This is a genomic window from Vibrio sp. V31_P5A7T61 (assembly GCF_009904895.1).
Taxonomy (GTDB): domain Bacteria; phylum Pseudomonadota; class Gammaproteobacteria; order Enterobacterales; family Vibrionaceae; genus Vibrio; species Vibrio metschnikovii.
In genome coordinates this window covers 207,394-228,351 of the sequence record NZ_WXWI01000025.1, presented here as the reverse complement: position 1 = coordinate 228,351, position 20,958 = coordinate 207,394, and the positions used below count along the sequence as shown (strand labels likewise).

Sequence of the window (20,958 nt, the reverse complement as noted above, 5' to 3'; positions counted from 1 at the left end):
AAGCTTTAACGAATTAGTTAAGGCCTCGTTCCGCCAACCATTGTTGCATCATGCTAATTTCCTCTTCTTGTGCTGCAATGACCGCTTGCGCCAAAGCACGAATTTTAGGATCGCTACCGTGCTCTAATACCACTTTCGCCATCTCAACCGCACCTTCATGGTGAGGGATCATTCCGCGCACAAAATCCACATCGGCATCACCGGTAAAATTGATATTCATGGCTTGGTGCATGTTATCATTAATGGCTTGATAAGCCGCAATCGACGCTGATTGTGTCGAAGGGGCAGCCATCTTTTTATGGTGTTTGGCATGTCCATCGGTGGCCGCAAAAGTCACGGCACTAAACATCACCAAGACACTGGTCAATAACCCTACTTTACGTAACATAAATACCTCGATAAAAACGTGATAAAAATTTTGCCATTGCCTGACAACTCAACATTGCTCCCAACCCAAAGTACAATCTGCTTTGGTCGCTGGAACAGATTAATCATAGTCTGCGCTGCCTGTCAGTAACATGACCTGAAGATTACATTCTTGTCATCTATACCCAAACGACTTGGAGTTGCAGGTAGGCGACAAGTGACTGACAAATTTGTCTGGAACAAATTTGAACAGCCGTAGGCTGGCCTTTGGTGAGAGCCACGGATGGCTCTCATAATCCCCATAAGCATAGGCAAACGATGTGATTGGGGTGAACGAACATAGCCAACACCGCTACAGCTTCAAGTAGGAAAGGGATAACGAGTACCTAAACTCATCCGTGAGCATCACTGCCGTGATTCAAGGCATTAGAAAGAGCACTCTACAACCGATTAACACTCTATAAAACTGGATGCATTTAGCATAGACAAGGATATTTCGGCATAAAACCACTTTTTATTCACTTTTTTATGCCGTTTTTTAACATTAGTAACAATTGAACTTGTATTAATTGAGCATCGGTTAATAATAGTCAGTTCAATCTCCCCGAACGGCTTTAGGTGGAAAACGGATCATCCGTTCATCGACCACGATAAGCGTAGATAGACATAAGTAATGTGACTACAGTGGTAAAAGCATTTAATAACGCAGAACATTGAAAGAGAAAAAGAATAAATAAGACGTGTAACAATCATTCTATCGTAACTTACTGATTCCCAATACTCTATCCACTCGCGATTGATCGCCATTCCCTCTCCTTGAGCCATAGCGTTTTACAGGAAAGGAAAGTTTTTGAATCTCGACATTATCAAGTCATCAGGGAAGATAATATCTACGATACCTCAAACGCCATCGAGAATTTAGGAGAAAGTTGTGAAAATATTTTGGCATTTGCGCTGGTTTTTTAGACTACGCTGGCAACATTATTGTGGTTCTATCTTACTGTTCGTGCTCATTTCAACCATGCAACTTATTACCCCCAAAGCCGTTGGTCATATCGTAGATGGTATCGTCGACAACACTATGACGCGTAATGAAGTATTGCAATGGCTGGGTGGACTCTTGGTGGTTATTCTTATCATCTATGGTTGTCGAATTCTCTGGCGTATTTGGTTATTTGGTGCCAGTTTTGAACTGGGCAGTATTCTGCGTAATCGTCTCTATCAACACCTTTCACACCAGCCGCCACGTTTTTTTGAACGCTATAAAACCGGCGATTTGATGGCGCGCGGTACTAATGACGTGAAAAATATTGTTATGACGGCAGGCGAAGGTGTGCTTACCGCAACGGACTCACTGATTACCGGCATTGCCGTGCTGATCATTATGAGCACACAGATCAGTTGGAAACTGACCCTGATGGCGCTTTTACCTATGCCCTTTCTTGGATTAACGATTTTTTTCATCGTTCGCATTCTTCATCAGCGCTTTAAAGTCGCTCAAGAAGCTTTCTCTGATATGTCCGACATGACTCAAGAGTCATTAAATGGCGTGCGTATGTTGCGAGCATTTGGCCTAGAAAGCCAAGAACAACAACGCTTTGAAAGAATGGTCAACGAAACTGGCGATAAAAACATTGCCGTCGCTCGTGTCGATGCCCGTTTTGATCCCGCGATCCAGTTGGCGATTGGTTTATCATTTTTTATCAGTATCAGCGTCGGTGCCTATCTGGTTGATCAACAAGAAATTAGTCTAGGTGATCTCACCGCGTTCACTATGTATCTCGGCCTGATGATCTGGCCGATGTTAGCATTTGCGTTTTTATTTAACATTTTAGAACGCGGCTCTGCCGCTTGGGATCGCTTGCAAGAGGTACTCGACCTTGCGCCGAGCATCACCAGTGGTGATCATCCATTGCCAAACGAAGCTCAGCCACTAACAATCCATATCGAACAATTTCACTGGGATGCACAACTTCCCGCGGCTTTGGAACAGTGCCATATTCATCTTAAACCCGGTGCGATGTTGGGTATTGCTGGCCCCGTGGGTAGTGGTAAATCGGCCTTAGTCGCCTTACTACTGCGGCAACAAGAGTTACAACATGGGGAGATTCGTTATGGTGATGTGTTGATAAAAGAGGCCAAATTGGATCAATGGCGCCGTAAATTTGCGGTGGTGAGCCAATCGCCTTTTCTTTTCTCCCGTTCGATATTTGACAATATTGCCCTAGGTTGCCCTACCGCCACTCAAGAAGAGGTTTACCAAGCAGCGAAACTGGCTTGTATTCATGACGATATTTTGAAATTTCCAGCAGGTTACGATACCGAGGTCGGTGAAAAAGGCATCACGTTATCCGGTGGACAAAAACAGCGCATAGCGATCGCGCGTGCGATGTTATTGAATGCCGAAATATTGATTCTCGACGATGCGTTATCAGCGGTGGATGGACGCACTGAACATACCATCTTGCGTAACCTTGCAACAAGTAACCAGCAGCAATCTTTGATTATCATTGCTCATCGCTTAACCGCTTTAGAGAAAGCCGATGAAATCATTGTCCTTAATCACGGGAAAATAGCCGAACGCGGTCGACATCAACGCTTGCTGACCAATCACGCTTGGTATGCCGAGATGTACCAATATCAACAACTGGCTCAAGCGATTGAGGGAGAATAAACATGAGAAAGCAAACCATAAAACGCCTGTTTACCTACCCTCTCTCACAACCCAAGCCGATGATGATTGGCCTGTTGTTTCTGTTTATCGCTGCCGTAGCGAATGCAGGGGGGCCTTGGCTTATCCAACACTTTATCGATGAACACATTGCTAAAGGGGATTATTCGCAGCAAGCGTTAACGCTATTAGCAGCGGGTTATCTTGGTCTTACCCTGTGCTCAGCGCTGTTTCAATATCTGCAAAGTATTCAATTTAATATTGTCGCCACAGGCGTGATCAAAACCATTCGTAAACAGGCTTTTAATAGTGTCCTTCGACAGCCGCTGTCAGCCTTCGATTACACGCCAACCGGTAAGTTGGTCTCACGGTTAACCAACGATACTGAATCGCTGCAACAGTTTTATGAATTACTGATCGCTTCGGTGGTTAGAAATATTGTGATGATCTCCGTCATGCTGGTAGTAATGTGGCTACTTAGCTGGCAACTCACGCTGGTCGTGCTGGTTCTTTTACCCGTGGTTATAGGGTTCATGTTACTTTTCCAAAAACTCAGCACTTCAGCTTATCGGGTAATGCGTGATTTACTTACTGACATCAATGGCAACATGAGTGAATCGATTCAAGGTATGAGTGTGATTCAGTTAATGCGCCAAGAACAACGTTTTAACCAACAATTCAAACAACTGACCGCCGAACATTTCAATGCCGGTAAAAAAGTGATCACCTTAAATGGTATTCTGCTTCGTCCATTAATGGATCTATTGGCTGGCATTGCGTTATTAACCTTAGTGGCTATTTTTGGTTTTAGTGGCACTGAGTTAATCGGTGTTGGCGTGCTTTACGCGTTTATTAGCTATCTCGGACGAATTACCGAGCCGCTAATAGAAATGACTCAACAACTGGCTCTATTACAGCAAGCCTTAGTTGCCAGTGAACGAATTTTTGAGATGATCGATGCGCCACAACAAACCTATGGTGAAGATACTCGACCACTGGCCAGTGGTGCCATCTGTTTAAATAATCTCTCATTCAGCTATGACGGAACACAAACCGTACTCAAGCAGATTAATTTGACTATTCCTCATCAGCACTTTGTGGCTTTAGTTGGCCATACCGGTAGTGGTAAAAGTACCATCGCTTCGTTATTGATGGGCTTTTATCCTGTGGAACAAGAGACATTATTGATTGATGGCAGAGCGATTCATGATCTCGATAAAACCGTATTAAGAAAAGACATTGCCATGGTGCAGCAAGACCCACATGTTCTACCGTCATCAGTGCGTGATAACATTGCTCTTGGACGCAAGATCAGTGATGAGTCAATTTGGCGAGCGTTACATCAAGTCGGACTGGCTGAACAGATTCAGCACTATCCCGAGCAATTAGACACTCAATTGGGGCAAGGTCAAACCAATCTCTCCGCCGGACAAAAACAACTGCTCGCGATGGCTCGTGTCTTAGTCGCTAAACCGAAAATACTGATCTTAGATGAAGCGACAGCCAATATCGATTCAGGCACAGAAGCATTAATACAGCGTAGCCTCCATGCGTTACGCCATGATATGACCTTAGTGGTGATTGCCCACCGTCTATCAACCATTATGGAAGCCGATAAAATTGTTGTTTTGCATCATGGTGAACTGGTCGAACAAGGCTCACATCAAGAATTACTGGCTCAAAAAGGACGTTACGCGCAAATGTATAAAATGCAGCAAGTGGGTGAACATCTGCGTGATATTGAGCACCAAACACCGCTCGAACCGGTTTGCTAATCCTATACCGCTTCGTAAACAGAACGAAGCGGTATATCGCACCTCTCTCAAGTAATGATAAAAAATCCCTTCGTATCTCATGCCTACTAGGATCCCCCTAATTAATGATAAAATACTCGCTATCTCATCCATGACTACGGTATGATGCGCGGCTGTCATGATGACTCACCGTTCAGCTCTAAGCCCCATTAGCAGGATAGATCACCTTAAGTAAAGCAGTTGTATGATATGTCTATGAACGCCGATAAATTTATGAATGTGTTTCGCCTACCAGGCTCAATACAAGTTCGTATAGGTCAATGGCAATCGACCTTTCGTGGAACCTCCGATATTATTTTGCACCAAGCGCTAACGCTACGTAACCAACAGTATCATCAAGCTGATTTTTTGCCCCGTGGTTGGTGTTTAACCCCATTCTCTACCGAGGATATTTCTATCACTCATCACGGCAAATACATCCAAACGACAATGCTCACCATGATCGACCGAAAGGTGACTTATAAACGAATTTATCTGTCTCGTTTGCCTCTTGAACAGGCTGAGCCAGCTTTACGTGCGTTTAAAACCGAATGGATTAAGCAATACAACATTGTGTTGAGCAAATACAATCAGCAACAAAAAAAGCAGTTTATGCGGTTTGCGCAAGAAGAGCTGGAAACGCTCTACCCATCGATCCCCAAAGGACAATTTAACTCGGTATTATGGAACCGCATAGTGCGTTCAGAATTCGGCTCTGAAAACAAACAGACCAATCCCTATTTTGTTAAAGCCTCTCTTTAACTAAGCCGTTAGGAACTAAGCCGTTAGGCGACAAAAAGGTAGCATGATCAATAAAGAGTCAGTCAACCACCCAGCCCTAACTGGCTGAGTGGAATAAAAGGTTAGTGTTGTACACCGGAAGGGTTATGACTAAATTCGGTTTGTTGATAAATATCCGCCAGCGCTTTGACTTTGTTGGCTCTGGCTTTTCGACGCCGTTTAGGTTCGAACTCTTGCTCAACGTGTTTTAACGTTTGCTCGTGCTCTTTGGCTGATTGAATGAACTCAGGGTTTGATATCGCCTGTTGGCGTAGGCGGTTAACGCGTTCTAATGTTTCCCACAACATAGAGACCTCCTTACCACTGGTTATATAACCAGCATAGCTCAGCCTCTAGGCTTGTCAAGCGTAAACACTGTCATTATACACAGTATTTACACTCTTTTACGCTTAAAACACTATCTTGATCACCCTTTATCGATGGTGTACTTACTGAACAAAGATTGGCTAACCGATTGAGGGTGCTGTAAATATTGATTCAGACCGGCTTTACGAAGCTCACAAGCCGGACAAGTCCCACAGCCATCCCCTATCATGCCGTTGTAACAGGTCAGCGTTTCGTTACGTACTAAATCCAAAGCTTGATACTGATCCGCTAACGCCCATGTTTCTGCTTTATTCAACCACATTAACGGAGTACGAATGGTTAATTGGCGATCCATACCTTGCACCAAAGCGTGGTTCATCGCTTTGACAAAATCATTTCGACAATCCGGATACCCTGAAAAATCGGTCTCACACACCCCAGTAATGATCGTATCAGCACCAATTTGGTAAGCGTAAATACCTGCTAAAGTCAGAAACAAAACATTTCGTCCTGGGACAAAGGAATTCGGTAAACCGTTTGCCTGCAATTCATGAGAGACCGGAATATCATCACGAGTCAGTGAGCTGATCGCCAGTTCATTAAGCAAGCTGACATCCATCACTTTGTGTGCTTTGACACCTAATTTGAGTGCTAATTGCTGAGCAACTTCAATTTCAAGTTTATGTCGCTGCCCATAATCAAACGTAATCGCATGAACTTCATCAAACTCTTGCAAGGCTTGCACTAAACAGGTAGTTGAATCTTGCCCACCACTGAATACCACGACTGCTTTATTCATGTTGGATTCCTTTAAGCAATATTTAAGTATTTATGGGTTTGGATCGATAAACGCCAGTTACGGGTAATACAAGTCTCTATACATAACTGGGTTGCCCGTGGTTTTTGACTGATCGGCTGCAAAGCAATAATGGTATCGGGGCTTATCGCTACTTGTGCTAATAAGGCCTCTAACTGTGCGATGTCTTTTTCTGTACCCACTGGATGCTTGATTTCATTGGCCCGTTGTAGTGCTGACGGCACAATCGGTAACTTACCTTTCATCGCGATTTTCGGTGACACGGTCACCCAAGTCTTCGCACTGGCTTTAATCTCAAATGTACCACTGGTTTCAATTTGACATTGACAGCCAATCGCTTCAAACGCTTCCGTCAAAGGGACAAGATCATAAAGACAAGGCTCGCCACCCGTGATCACAATATGTTTGGCTGTATAGCCTTGCTGCTGATACTGAGCGACGATCTGCTCCGCAGAGCCTTGACACCATGTTGGACTATCGCCTTGTTTGACAATAATTTGCTCGAAGCTACGCTGATCTTGTGGCTCAGCATCCCAAGTTTGCTTAGTATCACACCAAGCACAACCAACCGGACATTGTTGAAGACGTACGAATACCGCTGGGACACCAGTGAAGACGCCTTCCCCTTGGATGGTTTCAAATATTTCATTCACTTTGTACAAAGTCATTGGCCTATATTTGCGCTGATAAAACGTTAGGCCGCAGACCTTAATAGATGCTCAACTTGAGGTCAATTTAAACCCGCCGATCATCAATAATTTCTCGTTAAGGGCTCCGCTCCCTTCTTACTTGAACCGTTAGCGTTATTGACGAGGTTCATTCATCTACCTCAATCCCACGCTTTTTATAAACTGACTTTAGATTTTCATAAAAAACACGTATCTTGTCATACTTTCAAGCCAAGCGATTTATCCGTTGCACCACGGCAAATGGGCTAAAAACGATAAATCCAGCGGTAACTCTCTTTTTAGTCATTTTAGGTAACACATGTATAAATTGATCGCGCTCGATATGGATGGCACCTTACTCAATAGCCAAAAGCAGATTTCTCTACGCACTCAACAAGCGATAGCCAAAGCTCGCGAGCAAGGAATTAAAGTCGTGCTTGCTTCTGGTCGTCCACTCGCGGGGATGCAAGATAAACTCGAACTTTTACACCTCACCTCAGATCAAGACTATGTATTGCACTACAACGGTTCGATGGTGCAAAACGTTGGTACGGGGGAAGTTATCTATCAACAAATTATTGATGGTCGCTCGGCTAAACGGGTAGCACAATTAGCCAAAGAGCTGGGCGTTAATACCCATGCATTTAGTCAAATTCATGGTTTGATCACCCCTAAAGTCAGCCAATATACTGAAGTCGAAGCGACTATAAATGGCATTTCCATCACTGAGATGGACTTTGACCAGTTGGAAGATGATCATCCGATCATCAAAGCAATGATTGTCGCAGAGCCAGCAGTGTTAACCGCAACCATCGCGAAAATTCCAGCTGAGTTCTATCGAGATTTCACGATTGTACAAAGTGCGGCATTCTTTGTTGAATTTCTTAATCCTAAAAGCAATAAAGGGATTGGCGTACAAGCGATTGCTGAACACTTAGGCATTCAGGCCTCTGAAGTGATGTGCATGGGGGATGCTGAAAACGATCACCATATGTTGCAATATGCAGGACTCGGTATTGCCATGGACAATGCTATGGAAGAGACAAAACGCATCGCGGATCATATTACCTTGAGCAATGATCAAGACGGTGTTGCTGTTGCGATTGAGCAGTTTGCTTTACGTTAAGAAACACCATTTAAAAACCCCCGTATCAAATGATTCGGGGGTTTTTATACTCTCAAACTAGAGTGGTGTTTTAGGTATCAAGGGAACACTACCCTTCGCTACCTTGTTTAAGCACTTTCTCTTGCCCTTGCAAAAGCACATATTCTTGACGTGCCGAAGGGATTAATATCACTACACGCTGCTGAGCCTGTTTTGCACTGGCTAAACGTTCGCTTAATTGACCAGGATGACTAAACGGTTCGCGCTCAGCATCACGACGACACAAGTTAACAAACTCATGGTCACAAGAGTCACAAAACAACACCAACTCCGCTTGTTGCATATAACGTAACGCTTTTAGTGAAAGCAACTCAACATCCCTACCACACTCAATCCACGTCACTTCTCCTCGCTCATCCATCGGCTGCTCTAGTGCCGCACAATACTGCTTTTCTAATGCTTCACGGCTAGTGGCATTTTTAACCGCAGTTTGCGCAAAAAATAGTTCCCAAAACTTTCGGCGTTGATCGACGGTCGTGAGATGATCTTTAATTGAATTACGTTTCGAAGCGCCAAAATCAGCCAATAACGCGAGGTTTTGCGGTAAAACACTTTCGAGGGTTTCACGAATATTGCGGATCAAGACTGGGGAAGCTCCACCACTAGAGATCGCCAATTGAATTCGGCCGCGTTCAATCATCGACGGCGTAATAAAATCGCAATAAGGCTGATCATCGACCACATTAACCAAGACTCCGGCTGACTTGGCATCACGAAACACTTGATGATTCAGATCGGGATTATCTGTGGTCGCCCAAACTTGCACATAATCGGCGCTAATAAATTTTGAGGAATAGAAATTTTGAATCCATTGGCAGCGGTCTTGCTCAACCCACGCCTGCAATTGAGGGGTAATATGGGGGGACACTACCGTGATATGGGCACCTGCACGCATCAGCGCCTCAATTTTTCGACACGCTACCTCGCCACCACCCACCACTAAAACGGCTTTATTGGACAAATCAAGAAATACTGGAAAATAGCGCATGTTAGTCTTTTACCTTTTAATTCAATCGATTCATGCTAACAAAAAACCAACACTAACAGTAGATAGATTGTTGAAGCAATCTAACATTAATTTGACTTGGTAGAAGTGACTTATCTTATCTACGCTTATAATAACTGACAAATTGACCGAGCGCTTCTGCTCAAAGAAGGATATTCCCATGGCGAATCGATTGGCTACTCTTGTTTGTGCGGTTTCATTATCGTTAACCACTCATCTCGCTTTTGCATCGCCAACAACCTTAGACCGCGTGTTAACCCAAGGAAAGCTAACCTGTGGCATCAGCACTGGTTTAGCAGGTTTTTCTGATGCCGATGCCAAAGGTCAATGGCAAGGTTTGGATGTGGACTATTGTCGCGCCCTCGCCGCCGCAGTATTAGGCGATAAAAATAAAGTAGAGTACGTGCCGTTAACGGCTCGCGAGCGCTTTAATGCTTTGCAATCGGGACAGGTCGATGTGCTTTCTCGCAATACTACATGGACATTTGAACGAGATACCACCATGGGCTTAAACTTTGTCGGCGTTAATTTTTATGACGGCCAAGGATTTATGGTTACTAAAAAGTCCGCCATAACCCAACTCAGCCAGCTTAATAATCGCCCTATTTGCGTCCAATCAGAAACCACCACCAAATTGAATTTGGATGATTATTTTCGTCATCACGGCATGAGTTACCAACCCGTGGTGTTTGATACTGCAATACAAATTGCCCGCGCCTTCAATGCAGAGCGCTGTGTTGCGGTCACCGCCGATAAGTCTGGATTATATGCCTTGCGACTGAACTTAGCGAAACCAGACTCAGCCATTATTCTACCAGAAATCATTTCCAAAGAGCCGCTTGGCCCGGTGATTCGCGAAGGCGATGATCGCTGGTTAAATATCACTCGCTGGACGCTCGCCGCGATGATTAACGCCGAAGAACTCGGCATTACCTCAGCCAACGTCGACCAACAGCGCAAATCAACCAACCCTGAAATCAGACGACTCCTCGGTGTTGAAGGAGAAATTGGACGTCCACTGGGCATTAATAACGATTGGGCTTATCAAATCATCAAACAAGTGGGCAACTACAGTGAAAGCTTTCAACGTAATGTCGGCGAAGACTCTCCTCTAGCCATTCCACGTGGACTGAATGCCCTTTGGAACGCCGGAGGAATTATGTACGCCCCACCAATACGCTAAAAGTTTCTTATTATTACGTCTATTTTAACGTAGAATAAGCGTTACCTATTCACAAGCGCGATCGCCCCGTTCTAGTATGAATAGCGAACGCAAGTAATATCATGTTACAACTTGTTCACACTTAATTCGCGCTTTTTGATTATTATTCTCGTAAACAAAAATACAGATATGGGATTGAAATAGTGAACTTTTCACCCCATTACTGTCTACATAGTTAACTACACCTTCTATGAGGAAGAGTATGAACAGTCCAATGTATTCACGCACCTCGTCTTATGACAGTGCTCTACAAACCAACAAAGTGCTAAGAAACACCTATGCGCTACTCTCAATGACCTTATTATGGTCAGCGGTTGTCGCTGGCGTTTCTATGGCAATGAACCTACCACGCCCTGGCTTAATTCTTATGCTGGTCGGTTTTTATGGTCTGTTATTTTTAACTGAGAAAAACCGTAACAACAGCCTTGGCCTGGTGTTTACGTTCTTATTTACTGGCTTCTTAGGTTATACGATTGGTCCAATCCTCAACATGTACATCGGTGCAGGCATGGGCGATGTTATCCTGACCGCTTTAGGTGGTACGGCCTTGGCCTTTATGGGTGCATCAGCGTACGCGTTAACGACTAAGCGTGACCTCTCTTTCCTTGGTGGCGTACTGATGGCTGGCTTCGTTGTGCTGCTTATCGGTATTGTGGCAAATATTTTCCTACAAATGCCAATGCTGCACCTAGCAATGAGCGGAATGTTCGTGTTGTTTTCAACCGGTGTTATCTTGTTAACAACTCAGCAAATTGTTCGTGGTGGTGAAACTAACTACATCTCTGCGACCGTCAGCCTTTACGTTTCAATCTACAACCTATTCATCAGCTTGTTGACGATTCTTGGTATCATGCGCGATTAATCGCAACACAACTGAAATCACATTACCTAAAGGCCCGAAAGCTCGCTTTCGGGCCTTTGTTTTCTCTTGAGCAAAAACCAAGCCTCCATTACCCTATGCGCACTTTTCAATTGGGGCGAGAAACTGATGTTCGACTATAACGGTAAAAGCATTGCAACCGATGCACAAGGGTATTTACTTGATCACACCCTTTGGGAAGAAGGAATGATAGAAATTCTAGCTAATGAAGAGGGAATCCTGTTGAGTGATGCGCACTTAGAAGTGATCCATTTGGTTCGCCGATTTTATGAAGAATACCAAACCTCTCCCGCGATTCGCATGCTGGTTAAGGCAATGGAAAAAGCCCACGGACCGGAAAAGGGCAATAGTAAATATCTGTTTAAGCTGTTTCCTAAAGGTCCCGCTAAACAAGCAACAAAGCTCGCTGGCTTACCCAAACCCGCGAAGTGCTTATAAGCCCGACTAAACAGCCGAGGGCTGACAGTGAATCAGCCCTCTTTGAACTCGCTATAAAATTTGGAAATCCGATGGCACTGAATCGATAGTGACTTGACTACGTATCACTTGGATGACTCGTGCCGTTTTCGGCCCTTGTTGTAGCCATATAAAGAGCTGCTCAACGTGTTCTGATTGACCAACCGCCAGCACCTCAACCTCACCACTAGGAAGGTTTTTCGCATAACCGAGCACACTAAGCTTCGATGCCTGCAAGGCGGTATGGTAACGAAAGCCAACCCCTTGTACTCTTCCCGACACGATAAACTTATCGCTTATTACGTTACTCATACTTTCCTCCACGTCAAAGTCATCTCCAGTAGAGTATATCTCTCAGCGACTTGCCGTTGTAGGTAGATAAGCATTTGGTAACGCTATAGCGGGAAATGAAGAATCGTTATCTCATGAAGATCAATATAGCGATATGAGTACTGAGGATGAGCGTAGTTAATGCCGTAGCATTGATAAAGCAAAGGGATACTCTGATTTGCTTTTCACCCCAAGTTGCACGACAATGCCTGCCCATTTTTATTAATCTTTTTGAGTAGCGCAATGACTCCTGCAATCTATCTGGTCAAAGGTCGTGATAAATCTTTACGTCGTAAACATCCTTGGGTTTTTTCTCGTGGCATCAGCAAAGTTGAAGGCGATCCACAACTCGGTGAAACGGTCGATATTTACACGCATGATGGACAATGGTTAGCGAAAGCGGCTTACTCTCCCCACTCTCAAATTCGTGCTCGTGTATGGAGCTTTACCAATGAAAGCATTGATAATGATTTTTTTATCAAACGTATTCAGCAAGCTCAAAAACTGCGCAACGAATTGATTGAGCGTGACGGCGTCACTGGATATCGCCTGATTGCTGCGGAATCGGATGGCTTGCCCGGTATAACGATTGATAAATATGATAACTATTTAGTCTGTCAGCTACTCAGTGCCGGTGCTGAATACCAAAAACCGCACTTGATCGCCGCACTTAAACACTGTTTTGCCGATTGTCATATTTATGAGCGTTCAGACGTTGCCGTGCGTAAGAAAGAAGGCTTAGAAGAGCGCGTTGGTGTATTGCACGGAGAAGTTCCACCAGAGGTGGTGGTGATTGAAGAAAATGGCATTAAAATCCGTGTTGATATAGTTGGTGGCCATAAAACGGGTTTTTATCTTGATCAACGCGATAGCCGTCAGCAATCGATGAAATACGTTAAAGATAAAGAAGTACTCAACTGCTTCTCTTACACCGGTGGCTTTGGGTTATACGCGTTAAAAGGTGGCGCTAAGCGGGTAATTAATGCCGATGTGTCACAGCCAGCACTCGATAATGCGAAAATGAATGCCGAGCTCAATGAATTTGATATCAGCAAAAAACGCGCGGTGTTTCTCAATGCGGATGTGTTCAAACTGCTGCGCGAGTACCGAGAGCAAGGCACGCAATTCGACGTAGTGATTATGGACCCACCTAAGTTTGCCGAGTCTAAAGCTCAGTTGAACGGCGCTTGTCGTGGCTACAAAGACATTAACATGTTGGCGATGCAAATTTTAAAACCTGGTGGCACCCTACTCACCTATTCGTGCTCGGGTTTAATGGATCAAGTCCTGTTTCAAAAAATCATTGCCGATGCAGCGCTGGATGCCGGTCGCGATGTGAAGTTTATCGAACGCTTCGAACAAGCCGCGGATCATCCCGTTGATACCGCGTACCCAGAAGGTTTTTATCTGAAAGGCTTTGCCTGCAAGGTGATGTAAATACCATAAAATAACGGCCTCTTTCGAGGCCATTATTTTTTCCAATACCACTAAATGCGATTACTTGTAGCTTAAGTCTGTCGCCTTACCTTTAAAAATCCGATAGACAACAAAGGTATAAAGCAAGATCATTGGCATAACAATCACTACCCCAATCCCGACCACTAACAAGCTAGCAGTAGAAGCGGCTGATTCTTGCGCTGTCATCACACCGGGTACAACATCAGGAAAGAAGCTGTAAGCTAAGCCGAGGAAACTTAGAGCAAAAATCAACATTACCCCAAAGAATGGCCATTGAACGCCCATATCATTCTCTACCGGCACCCGTCTTAAATAACGATCAACCATAAAAATGGTTGCTAGCACTACCAATGGCACCGGAGCCAACAGCAACATCTCTGGAAAACTGAACCAACGCTCAGCCACCATCGGATTAAACAGTGGATTAACCACACTGACCGCTAAAATACCTAATGCCGCTAACCAGCCAGCTCGGCGAGACCAATATGCCGCGCGTTTTTGTAACTCACCCTCGGTTTTTAAGACTAGCCAAGCGCCACCAATGTACACGTAAGCCGCAGTGACACACAACGCGCTGAGCAGTGCAAAGGCGTAAGCTTGAGTTGACTCTTCAAAACTCATCACATAGCGACCAATCATGTAGCCTTGAGTCAGTGCCGCGAGCAGTGAACCCGTTTTAAAGCACAAATCCCAATGATCTTTATGATCGGCTTTCGCTTTGGCGCGAAAATCGAACGCCACACCTCGCATAATCAAGGCGATCAGCATAATGGCGACAGGCATATAGAGTTCGGTAAGGATATAGCTATGAGCGGCAGGAAACGCGATTAATAAGATACCAATACCTAATACTAGCCACGTTTCATTAGCGTCCCAAAAAGGGCCAATCGAAGCGATCATTCGATCGCGTTGCTGCTCATTATTACGCGGTAACAAAATACCAACGCCTAAATCATAGCCATCAAGCACGGCATACATGAAGACACTAAAGCCCAGCAGTAATAGATAAATTTCAGGTAGATGTGTGATCATGCTTATACCTTTTGCTCATTAGTGGTTGCGGTTTCAGTCGGTGATGAAAACTGTCTGGCTAAATAAAACAGGGTATGGATATAAGCCACCAGCAAGACCGCATAGACAATTAAGTACATCACTAATGACGTGGCTACAGAGCTACTCGCCACCGTCGTTACCGCATCTGAGGTTCGTAATACCCCTTGAACTAACCAAGGCTGACGACCAATTTCTGTCACATACCAACCCGCTAAGGTTGCTACCCATCCGGAAAATGTCATCGCCACTAAAGTGTATAAGTAAGGTTTCGGTAGTGATTGTTGGCGTAGCAATCGCCAAGCACCGTACCAACTCACCAATAGCATCAACATCCCGACACCCACCATGATCCGAAAACCAAAGAATAAAGGCTTGACCGGAGGATGATCTGGCGCAAACTCATTTAAGCCCTGAATTTCACCATTTAAGTCATGGGTTAAAATGAAGCTCGCTAATTTAGGGATCCCGACTTCAAAATGATTACTGCGCGTGGTTTCATCGGGCCAAGCAAAAAGCAGTAATGGCGCACCTTGTTCAGTTTCCCACACCCCTTCCATCGCAGCGATTTTCGCAGGCTGATGTTCAAGCGTATTTAAACCGTGTAAATCACCGACCAAAATCTGCACCGGAATACCAACAGCGGCAAGAATAATCGCTACTTTCATGCCCACTTTGGCGGCGTTAAGTTGTGAATTACGCAGGTACTGATAAGCCGAGATCCCAGCAATAACAAAACTGACTGTGAGTAACGAAGCAAGTAACATGTGGGCGAGACGATAAGGCATAGAAGGATTAAAAATCACTTCTTTCCAACTGGTCACATGTACTATGCCGTCAATCAGTTCATAACCCGTTGGCGTATGCATCCAACTATTAAGGACTAAAATCCAGAAGGCAGAGAGTGAGGTACCAATCGCAACCAGTACGGTGGCTAAGGTGTGTACCCATTCAGGAACACGACCCCGTCCAAACAACATCACACCAAGGAAGGTCGCTTCCATAAAGAAAGCGGTCATCACTTCATAACCCAGTAATGGTCCAGCAACATTACCGACTTTTTCCATAAAACCCGGCCAGTTGGTGCCAAATTGGAAACTCATGGTAATACCAGAGACAACCCCAAGAGCGAAGGTAAGCGCAAATACCTTGACCCAAAAATAGTACAAATCAAGCCATAATTGGGCTTGAGTACGAACAAAACGCCACTTGAAAAACACCATGATCCACGCTAACGCAATGGTGATGGTCGGAAATAAAATATGAAAACTAATATTGGCCGCAAACTGTATCCGCGACAACATGAGGGTATCTAACATCACGTATTCCTCAATCTAAAAAACCGCTAGGCAATGACACAACGATTATTAACTTACTTGTTAATTACGAGTCCCACTCCAATTTGGTTTACTCGTTGCTATTTTTATTGTGTTTTGCCATTGCCAATTAGGGTTAATAGCGATCGACTCGGTATAAAAACACAAATAAGTTTGATGTATATCAAACTTATTCATGATAACCGAGCCAAAAGGTGTGTCGAATCGATGAGAATGATGACAAAAAGTGAATGGCGCCACGCTTGCGCAATAATCGTACGCTTATTGCGCTGGAGAGACAGGCCAATCAACCATATCAACAACATCAATGCTGTGCTGATCCGCTTCCCCCTGCCAATGACGAATAAAACTCAACTCAGGATCGTATAACGCGGTCTGCTTAGCCAAATCAAAGCGGCGATGACCGCGAGGGTCCGCGCCAACTCCCGCTAAATATTGCCAATTACCCCAATTACTGGCGACATCATAATCGATTAATTGTGATTGAAAATACTGCGCGCCATAGCGCCAATCGATGCTTAGCTCATGCACCAAACAACTGGCAACAAGCTGACGACTTCGATTAGACAGGTATCCTGTGGCTTTTAATTGCTTCATTGCCGCATTCACAATCGGATAAGGGGTTGTACCATTGATCCAACTGCGCATCCGTTGCGGATAGTAGCTGGTCAACGGCACTTGACCTTTGATACCTGAGAATTGAAATAATTGCGCCCCATATTTAAGGGCGTACCATTGAAAATATTCTCGCCACAACAATTCAAAATAAATCCAGTATGTCGACTCATTCGCTCCTCGTTGCGTTTCATAATCGTTAAGCCTTGCTAATAAACGGCCAATCGAGAGACAACCATTGGCAAGCCAAGACGAAAACTTCGTCGAAGACTCCCATTCATCTAACGCATTACGCGTTTGTTTATAAATCAATGGCGCATCGCTAGAAAAATAATCTTCAAGATGCTCTAAGGCAGCACTTTCACCGCCTCTCCACAGCGGCGAAGACCGCAACTCAAGATTGATGGATCTGATGGCGGTCGATAACCAAGAGCTCGACGATGGAAGAACACTGGGTGGCAAAGCCGTGATATCGCTATTCCACCGCGCTGATTGCGATGAATATCGACCGTCGAGTGATTCGACCTGTTTACGAAAAACAGAAAAAGAGTCAGGTAACGCCGCTAACGAAAACGGTAATTCGACTTGCTCAAATAAACGATGAGTATTAAGAGAGACCACCGTTAATTGTGGGTAGCGTAAGCGTACTTCACGTAACGTTTGATGAATGGCAAAGTCGACAGATTCAGACACATACAAATGATTGGCTTCGGTCAGTTCAATAAACTGGCAAAGCTGCGATACCGCCTCTCCGGTGGCTATCTGTAATGATTGACCGAGCGTTTGCAATTTTGCATCCAAATCCGCCAAGCTCTCTAGTAAAAACCGCTGCTTGGCCAAGCCATTACTGGCCACAACTTGAAAACGTTGATCTAAAGGCGTTAACGAAGGGATCAGATAACAGCAAGTCAACTGGTGACTATTTTGCGCGGCTTGAGCCAATAATGGGTTATCTGAAATCCGTAAGTCATTGGTAAACCAATAAAGAGAGCGTATGGACATAAAAAGTAACCGATGATTAAATTTTATTTTGATACGTAAATCGAGGGATTATCGATCGATTCAGCAATAAAAAAGGGCAGAAATCATTCTGCCCTTTTTACAACCGATAATAATAGTGGTGCGCGTTTAAAACTCAGCCGCGAGCTTAATGTACACTTCATCTTTGCCCAGCTTACTGTCTAAACCATGGGCATATCCAATATGAATCGGTAACGCATTACCATACAAAACGATCGCATCGATTTGTAACTCAGCACCGATGCCCGTTAATGCGCTATAGCTTTGCTGAGAATTCCAACTGGAACCAGAATCAACAAATGCGGTCGCAGAAATGTCACCTAAACCAATCGGCCATAAGCCCCAGTTTCGCTCAGCGCGATACAGCAAACGGCTTAGCTCAATACTTTGTGTGGCATATTGCTGGCCCACTTGCGCCGCAGAACCATAACCGCGTAGTTTAAGTTCATTTCGGCCATAAAGTTGTGCTTCGTCACCCGTATAACCACCAAGTTCAAAAGGTTTAGCTTTAGCATCGGCATAACCGGCGGCCAAATGCGTTGTTAAGCGTAAACGTCCGGGTAAATCCCAGTTCGCCTGCCACTGTGCTTGCCACTTCTGTCCTGAGTAGTCACCATCAATATTGGTTTCCCACACTAAGTCAGCGTAATGTCCCCAAGCGTAACCGGGGATATTCAACAAGTCTTCACGGTTATCCCATTGAATCGCACCACCGGCCAGCCATTCATTACTCGCGTCCGCATAGTGAGAACCTTGAGGAGATTTAACCAGCGCTTCTTTCTGCCAATACGTTCCGACGCCAACGTTTAAGTGGTCATCAAACGCATGCCATAAATGGTTACGCTGCAGTGTGAAATCATCCTGACGAACAATCCGATCGTCTTTACCCGTTAATGCGTTAAATTTAAACTCATGTTCACGACTTAATGTCGCTTGCCAGCGGTTATCGTATTGATAGCCAAGTTGATAAGCAGCAAACGCATTTTTACTGTCCCATGCCGCCATGATCTCATATTGGTGGCGACCCAATACATCGGAGCCACTAGTAGCAACACCAAATAACGATTGATTATCATCAGACTGCCATACCGGCACCCAATAACGTGGCGCTAACGTCGATAATGGCGAGTATCCTGTTGGCTGACTTTTCTCTGTAGCAGTAATCGTGGCTATCGGAGCCGCATTCACGGTGTTGGCCACCGGTAGCGTTGATAGCGGTATATCGGCAAGTCCTTGCGGATTCTCTACACGACGCAGATGGTAACCATCATGCTCATACGCTTGATAAACAATCCCTTCAGGCCCCGATTGCGGTGAAAATGCACCGCCGATTTCTGCGGTTAATTGTTCAACGATATTGGTTTGCAAATCAAGACGATAAATCTGATAACGCCCAGTATAATCGGCACTGAATAGTAAATCGCCTTGCGCAGTAAAGCTCAATTGATGTTCAGTAGCGGCGGTTTCAGTGACCGCCATCCAGCTTTGCGTTGGCTGATCAAAACGCATAATATTCCACGACTGAAAAGGCGCTTTCACTGTGGCATAAATATCACCGTTTGGTGACACGGCCATATCGCCTAATACCCAATTGGCTTCACCCTGCCACAACTGAGTTTGCTTGCCGTTTAATTCGATTTGCCATAACTCAGCCAGACCTTGCTGATGACGGACCGCAAAAATGCTTTGCCCATCGTTACTCCAGCGTGCTTGCACAAAGCGTTGCTGCTCAGTTAAACGCTGCCACTGACCATCAACATAACGATACAGATCATTAAAAACACGCCCATCAACATACGAATTGATTTGCGAAACCACTAGCCCTTGCGTCGGATGCGAGTCGATACTGGTTAAGCTTTTGGTACTGACCAGACTTTGCCATTGACCACGCTTGGTATCCCATTGAGCAAGGTTAGCACGATCGTCGCCATTTTGACGCCACGCGATCAACGTATCACGGTCATGGGCTAACAAATACTCAAACGGCTGAGCATCGAGCTCATGGTAAGTGAACGCCTCATTCGAAGTCAGTTGATCGGCAAACTGCGTGTTCAAATCGGCACGAAATTCTTCCCAAAGCGCGAAAAAATCTTTCCCAAAAATGTGTCGAGCACTGAGATTTAAGAAAAGTCCCGGAACCAGATAGCCACTGTAATCGGTTAAAAAGGCCTGAACAGACTCTTCACCATAGGTTTTGGCTAGATACTGAACAAAATAAGCACCATACAAATAGTTACTGCCAAAGGGCAAACGCTTATGAGCCACTACCACGTGTTCAATATCGGCTAACTCACCACTCGCCACTTCCATGCGCATCTGCATTGCAAAGTGACTGTTGTGTAATCGACCCACACCATGATCGTTTTGGCTTTCCATATAGACCGCCAAACCTTCCAATAGCATCGAAGGGGTAAGAGCATGTGGGAATAAAAGAGGATGACGACCGACAATGCCTCGTCCAATGGTAACAGCACCATCATTCATTTCCATATGGATAATATGGGTATATTCATGACGGATCAGTAAATGCAGCCACTCATCATTACCTTCTAAGCCATTCACATCGCTAGGTGGATTGATGATCAGACGTATCTGTGCGTAAGGCAGTGGCGTAGCCCATCCGTTAGAGTAATCATAATCATCGACTACGGTGAGATGCGTTTTCTCGCTGGGCATTTGTGCAAACTGAGACGCGAGCTCTTGATGAACCTGCTCAGCAATATCTAATGCACGTGCTGCACTACTGGCGAGTTCACTACGAAAATGGACCACAAAATGCGCAGATTGCTGTGTTTGCCAAACCTGCCCAGCTTGATCCCAAGCGACGGGCTCCGCTAACACGTGAGGGGAGTGAAGCCCAAGGCAAGCCATCAAGCCCATAATCGGAGAAAGTGCCAATGTTTTCGACATAGTAAACAGCGATCCTATTAGTAATTAACAGTATTTATTATAAAGATAAACATCAAAATCATTCAGTCATGAAATGTATGGCTTTGT

Annotated in this window: 18 protein-coding genes; 8 read left to right on the top strand and 10 right to left on the bottom strand. The window is 44.8% G+C overall.

Features of this window, described 5'->3' with window-relative positions; genetic code table 11:
* Positions 1 to 13: 13 nt before the first annotated feature.
* Positions 14 to 388 (bottom strand): CopM family metallochaperone, encoded by a 375-nt coding sequence (gene copM / locus CAG58_RS05935; protein WP_161426480.1) that lies wholly within the window; start codon positions 386 to 388, stop codon positions 14 to 16.
* Positions 389 to 1,297: 909 nt separating this feature from the next.
* On the opposite strand from copM, the gene CAG58_RS05930 reads away from it, so the two are divergent.
* The 3 genes from CAG58_RS05930 to CAG58_RS05920 all read left to right on the top strand — a co-directional run bounded on the left by CAG58_RS05930 (position 1,298) and on the right by CAG58_RS05920 (position 5,592).
* A complete protein-coding gene (locus CAG58_RS05930; protein ID WP_161426481.1) occupies positions 1,298 to 3,040 on the top strand; it encodes an ABC transporter transmembrane domain-containing protein in 1,743 nt (580 codons plus the stop codon).
* 2 nt (positions 3,041 to 3,042) lie between these two features.
* Entirely contained in the window at positions 3,043 to 4,812 is a 1,770-nt protein-coding gene (locus CAG58_RS05925) for an ABC transporter transmembrane domain-containing protein (RefSeq protein WP_161426482.1), read from the top strand.
* 234 nt (positions 4,813 to 5,046) lie between these two features.
* The gene (locus CAG58_RS05920; protein ID WP_161426486.1) at positions 5,047 to 5,592 is read left to right on the top strand and encodes an MSHA operon transcriptional regulator; all 546 of its coding nucleotides are present in this window, start codon (positions 5,047 to 5,049) and stop codon (positions 5,590 to 5,592) included.
* A gap of 101 nt (positions 5,593 to 5,693) precedes the next feature.
* On the opposite strand, the gene CAG58_RS05915 is transcribed toward CAG58_RS05920, so the two are convergent.
* The 3 genes from CAG58_RS05915 to queE form a co-directional block, all read right to left on the bottom strand.
* Entirely contained in the window at positions 5,694 to 5,918 is a 225-nt protein-coding gene (locus tag CAG58_RS05915; protein ID WP_004395197.1) for a hypothetical protein, read from the bottom strand.
* Between the two features lie 119 nt (positions 5,919 to 6,037).
* Positions 6,038 to 6,736, bottom strand: a complete 699-nt coding sequence (gene queC, locus CAG58_RS05910; protein ID WP_161426483.1) for a 7-cyano-7-deazaguanine synthase QueC — start codon at positions 6,734 to 6,736, stop codon at positions 6,038 to 6,040.
* An 11-nt stretch (positions 6,737 to 6,747) separates the two neighbouring features.
* Positions 6,748 to 7,422, bottom strand: coding sequence for a 7-carboxy-7-deazaguanine synthase QueE (queE, locus tag CAG58_RS05905; protein ID WP_004395195.1), 675 nt, complete (start codon positions 7,420 to 7,422; stop codon positions 6,748 to 6,750).
* 319 nt (positions 7,423 to 7,741) lie between these two features.
* Between queE and yidA the strand changes: the two genes are divergently transcribed.
* Positions 7,742 to 8,548: a sugar-phosphatase gene (gene yidA / locus CAG58_RS05900; RefSeq protein ID WP_004395194.1), complete on the top strand. Its 807-nt coding sequence runs from the start codon at positions 7,742 to 7,744 to the stop codon at positions 8,546 to 8,548.
* Positions 8,549 to 8,636: 88 nt separating this feature from the next.
* On the opposite strand, the gene CAG58_RS05895 is transcribed toward yidA, so the two are convergent.
* Positions 8,637 to 9,575, bottom strand: a complete 939-nt coding sequence (locus CAG58_RS05895) for a precorrin-2 dehydrogenase/sirohydrochlorin ferrochelatase family protein (RefSeq protein WP_154168084.1) — start codon at positions 9,573 to 9,575, stop codon at positions 8,637 to 8,639.
* Positions 9,576 to 9,753: 178 nt separating this feature from the next.
* Here CAG58_RS05895 and CAG58_RS05890 point away from each other — a divergent pair, with 178 nt between their 5' ends.
* The 3 genes from CAG58_RS05890 to CAG58_RS05880 all read left to right on the top strand — a co-directional run bounded on the left by CAG58_RS05890 (position 9,754) and on the right by CAG58_RS05880 (position 12,133).
* A complete protein-coding gene (locus CAG58_RS05890) occupies positions 9,754 to 10,776 on the top strand; it encodes an amino acid ABC transporter substrate-binding protein (RefSeq protein ID WP_161426484.1) in 1,023 nt (340 codons plus the stop codon).
* 241 nt (positions 10,777 to 11,017) lie between these two features.
* Entirely contained in the window at positions 11,018 to 11,677 is a 660-nt protein-coding gene (locus CAG58_RS05885; protein WP_040904274.1) for a Bax inhibitor-1/YccA family protein, read from the top strand.
* 126 nt (positions 11,678 to 11,803) lie between these two features.
* Positions 11,804 to 12,133: a TusE/DsrC/DsvC family sulfur relay protein gene (locus CAG58_RS05880; protein ID WP_161426590.1), complete on the top strand. Its 330-nt coding sequence runs from the start codon at positions 11,804 to 11,806 to the stop codon at positions 12,131 to 12,133.
* Between the two features lie 51 nt (positions 12,134 to 12,184).
* Here the strand turns inward: CAG58_RS05880 and yccX are convergent, their stop codons facing one another.
* Positions 12,185 to 12,463, bottom strand: a complete 279-nt coding sequence (gene yccX, locus CAG58_RS05875; protein ID WP_161426591.1) for an acylphosphatase — start codon at positions 12,461 to 12,463, stop codon at positions 12,185 to 12,187.
* Positions 12,464 to 12,724: 261 nt separating this feature from the next.
* On the opposite strand from yccX, the gene CAG58_RS05870 reads away from it, so the two are divergent.
* Positions 12,725 to 13,918, top strand: coding sequence for a class I SAM-dependent methyltransferase (locus CAG58_RS05870; RefSeq protein ID WP_161429791.1), 1,194 nt, complete (start codon positions 12,725 to 12,727; stop codon positions 13,916 to 13,918).
* Between the two features lie 60 nt (positions 13,919 to 13,978).
* Here the strand turns inward: CAG58_RS05870 and CAG58_RS05865 are convergent, their stop codons facing one another.
* From CAG58_RS05865 to CAG58_RS05850, 4 genes are all read right to left on the bottom strand, one after another.
* Positions 13,979 to 14,971, bottom strand: coding sequence for a cytochrome d ubiquinol oxidase subunit II (locus CAG58_RS05865; protein ID WP_158143842.1), 993 nt, complete (start codon positions 14,969 to 14,971; stop codon positions 13,979 to 13,981).
* A gap of 2 nt (positions 14,972 to 14,973) precedes the next feature.
* The gene (locus CAG58_RS05860; protein WP_161426307.1) at positions 14,974 to 16,308 is read right to left on the bottom strand and encodes a cytochrome ubiquinol oxidase subunit I; all 1,335 of its coding nucleotides are present in this window, start codon (positions 16,306 to 16,308) and stop codon (positions 14,974 to 14,976) included.
* A gap of 279 nt (positions 16,309 to 16,587) precedes the next feature.
* The gene (locus CAG58_RS05855) at positions 16,588 to 17,943 is read right to left on the bottom strand and encodes a DASH family cryptochrome (RefSeq protein WP_161426308.1); all 1,356 of its coding nucleotides are present in this window, start codon (positions 17,941 to 17,943) and stop codon (positions 16,588 to 16,590) included.
* Between the two features lie 126 nt (positions 17,944 to 18,069).
* Entirely contained in the window at positions 18,070 to 20,871 is a 2,802-nt protein-coding gene (locus tag CAG58_RS05850) for a TolB (RefSeq protein WP_161426309.1), read from the bottom strand.
* Positions 20,872 to 20,958: the final 87 nt, after the last annotated feature.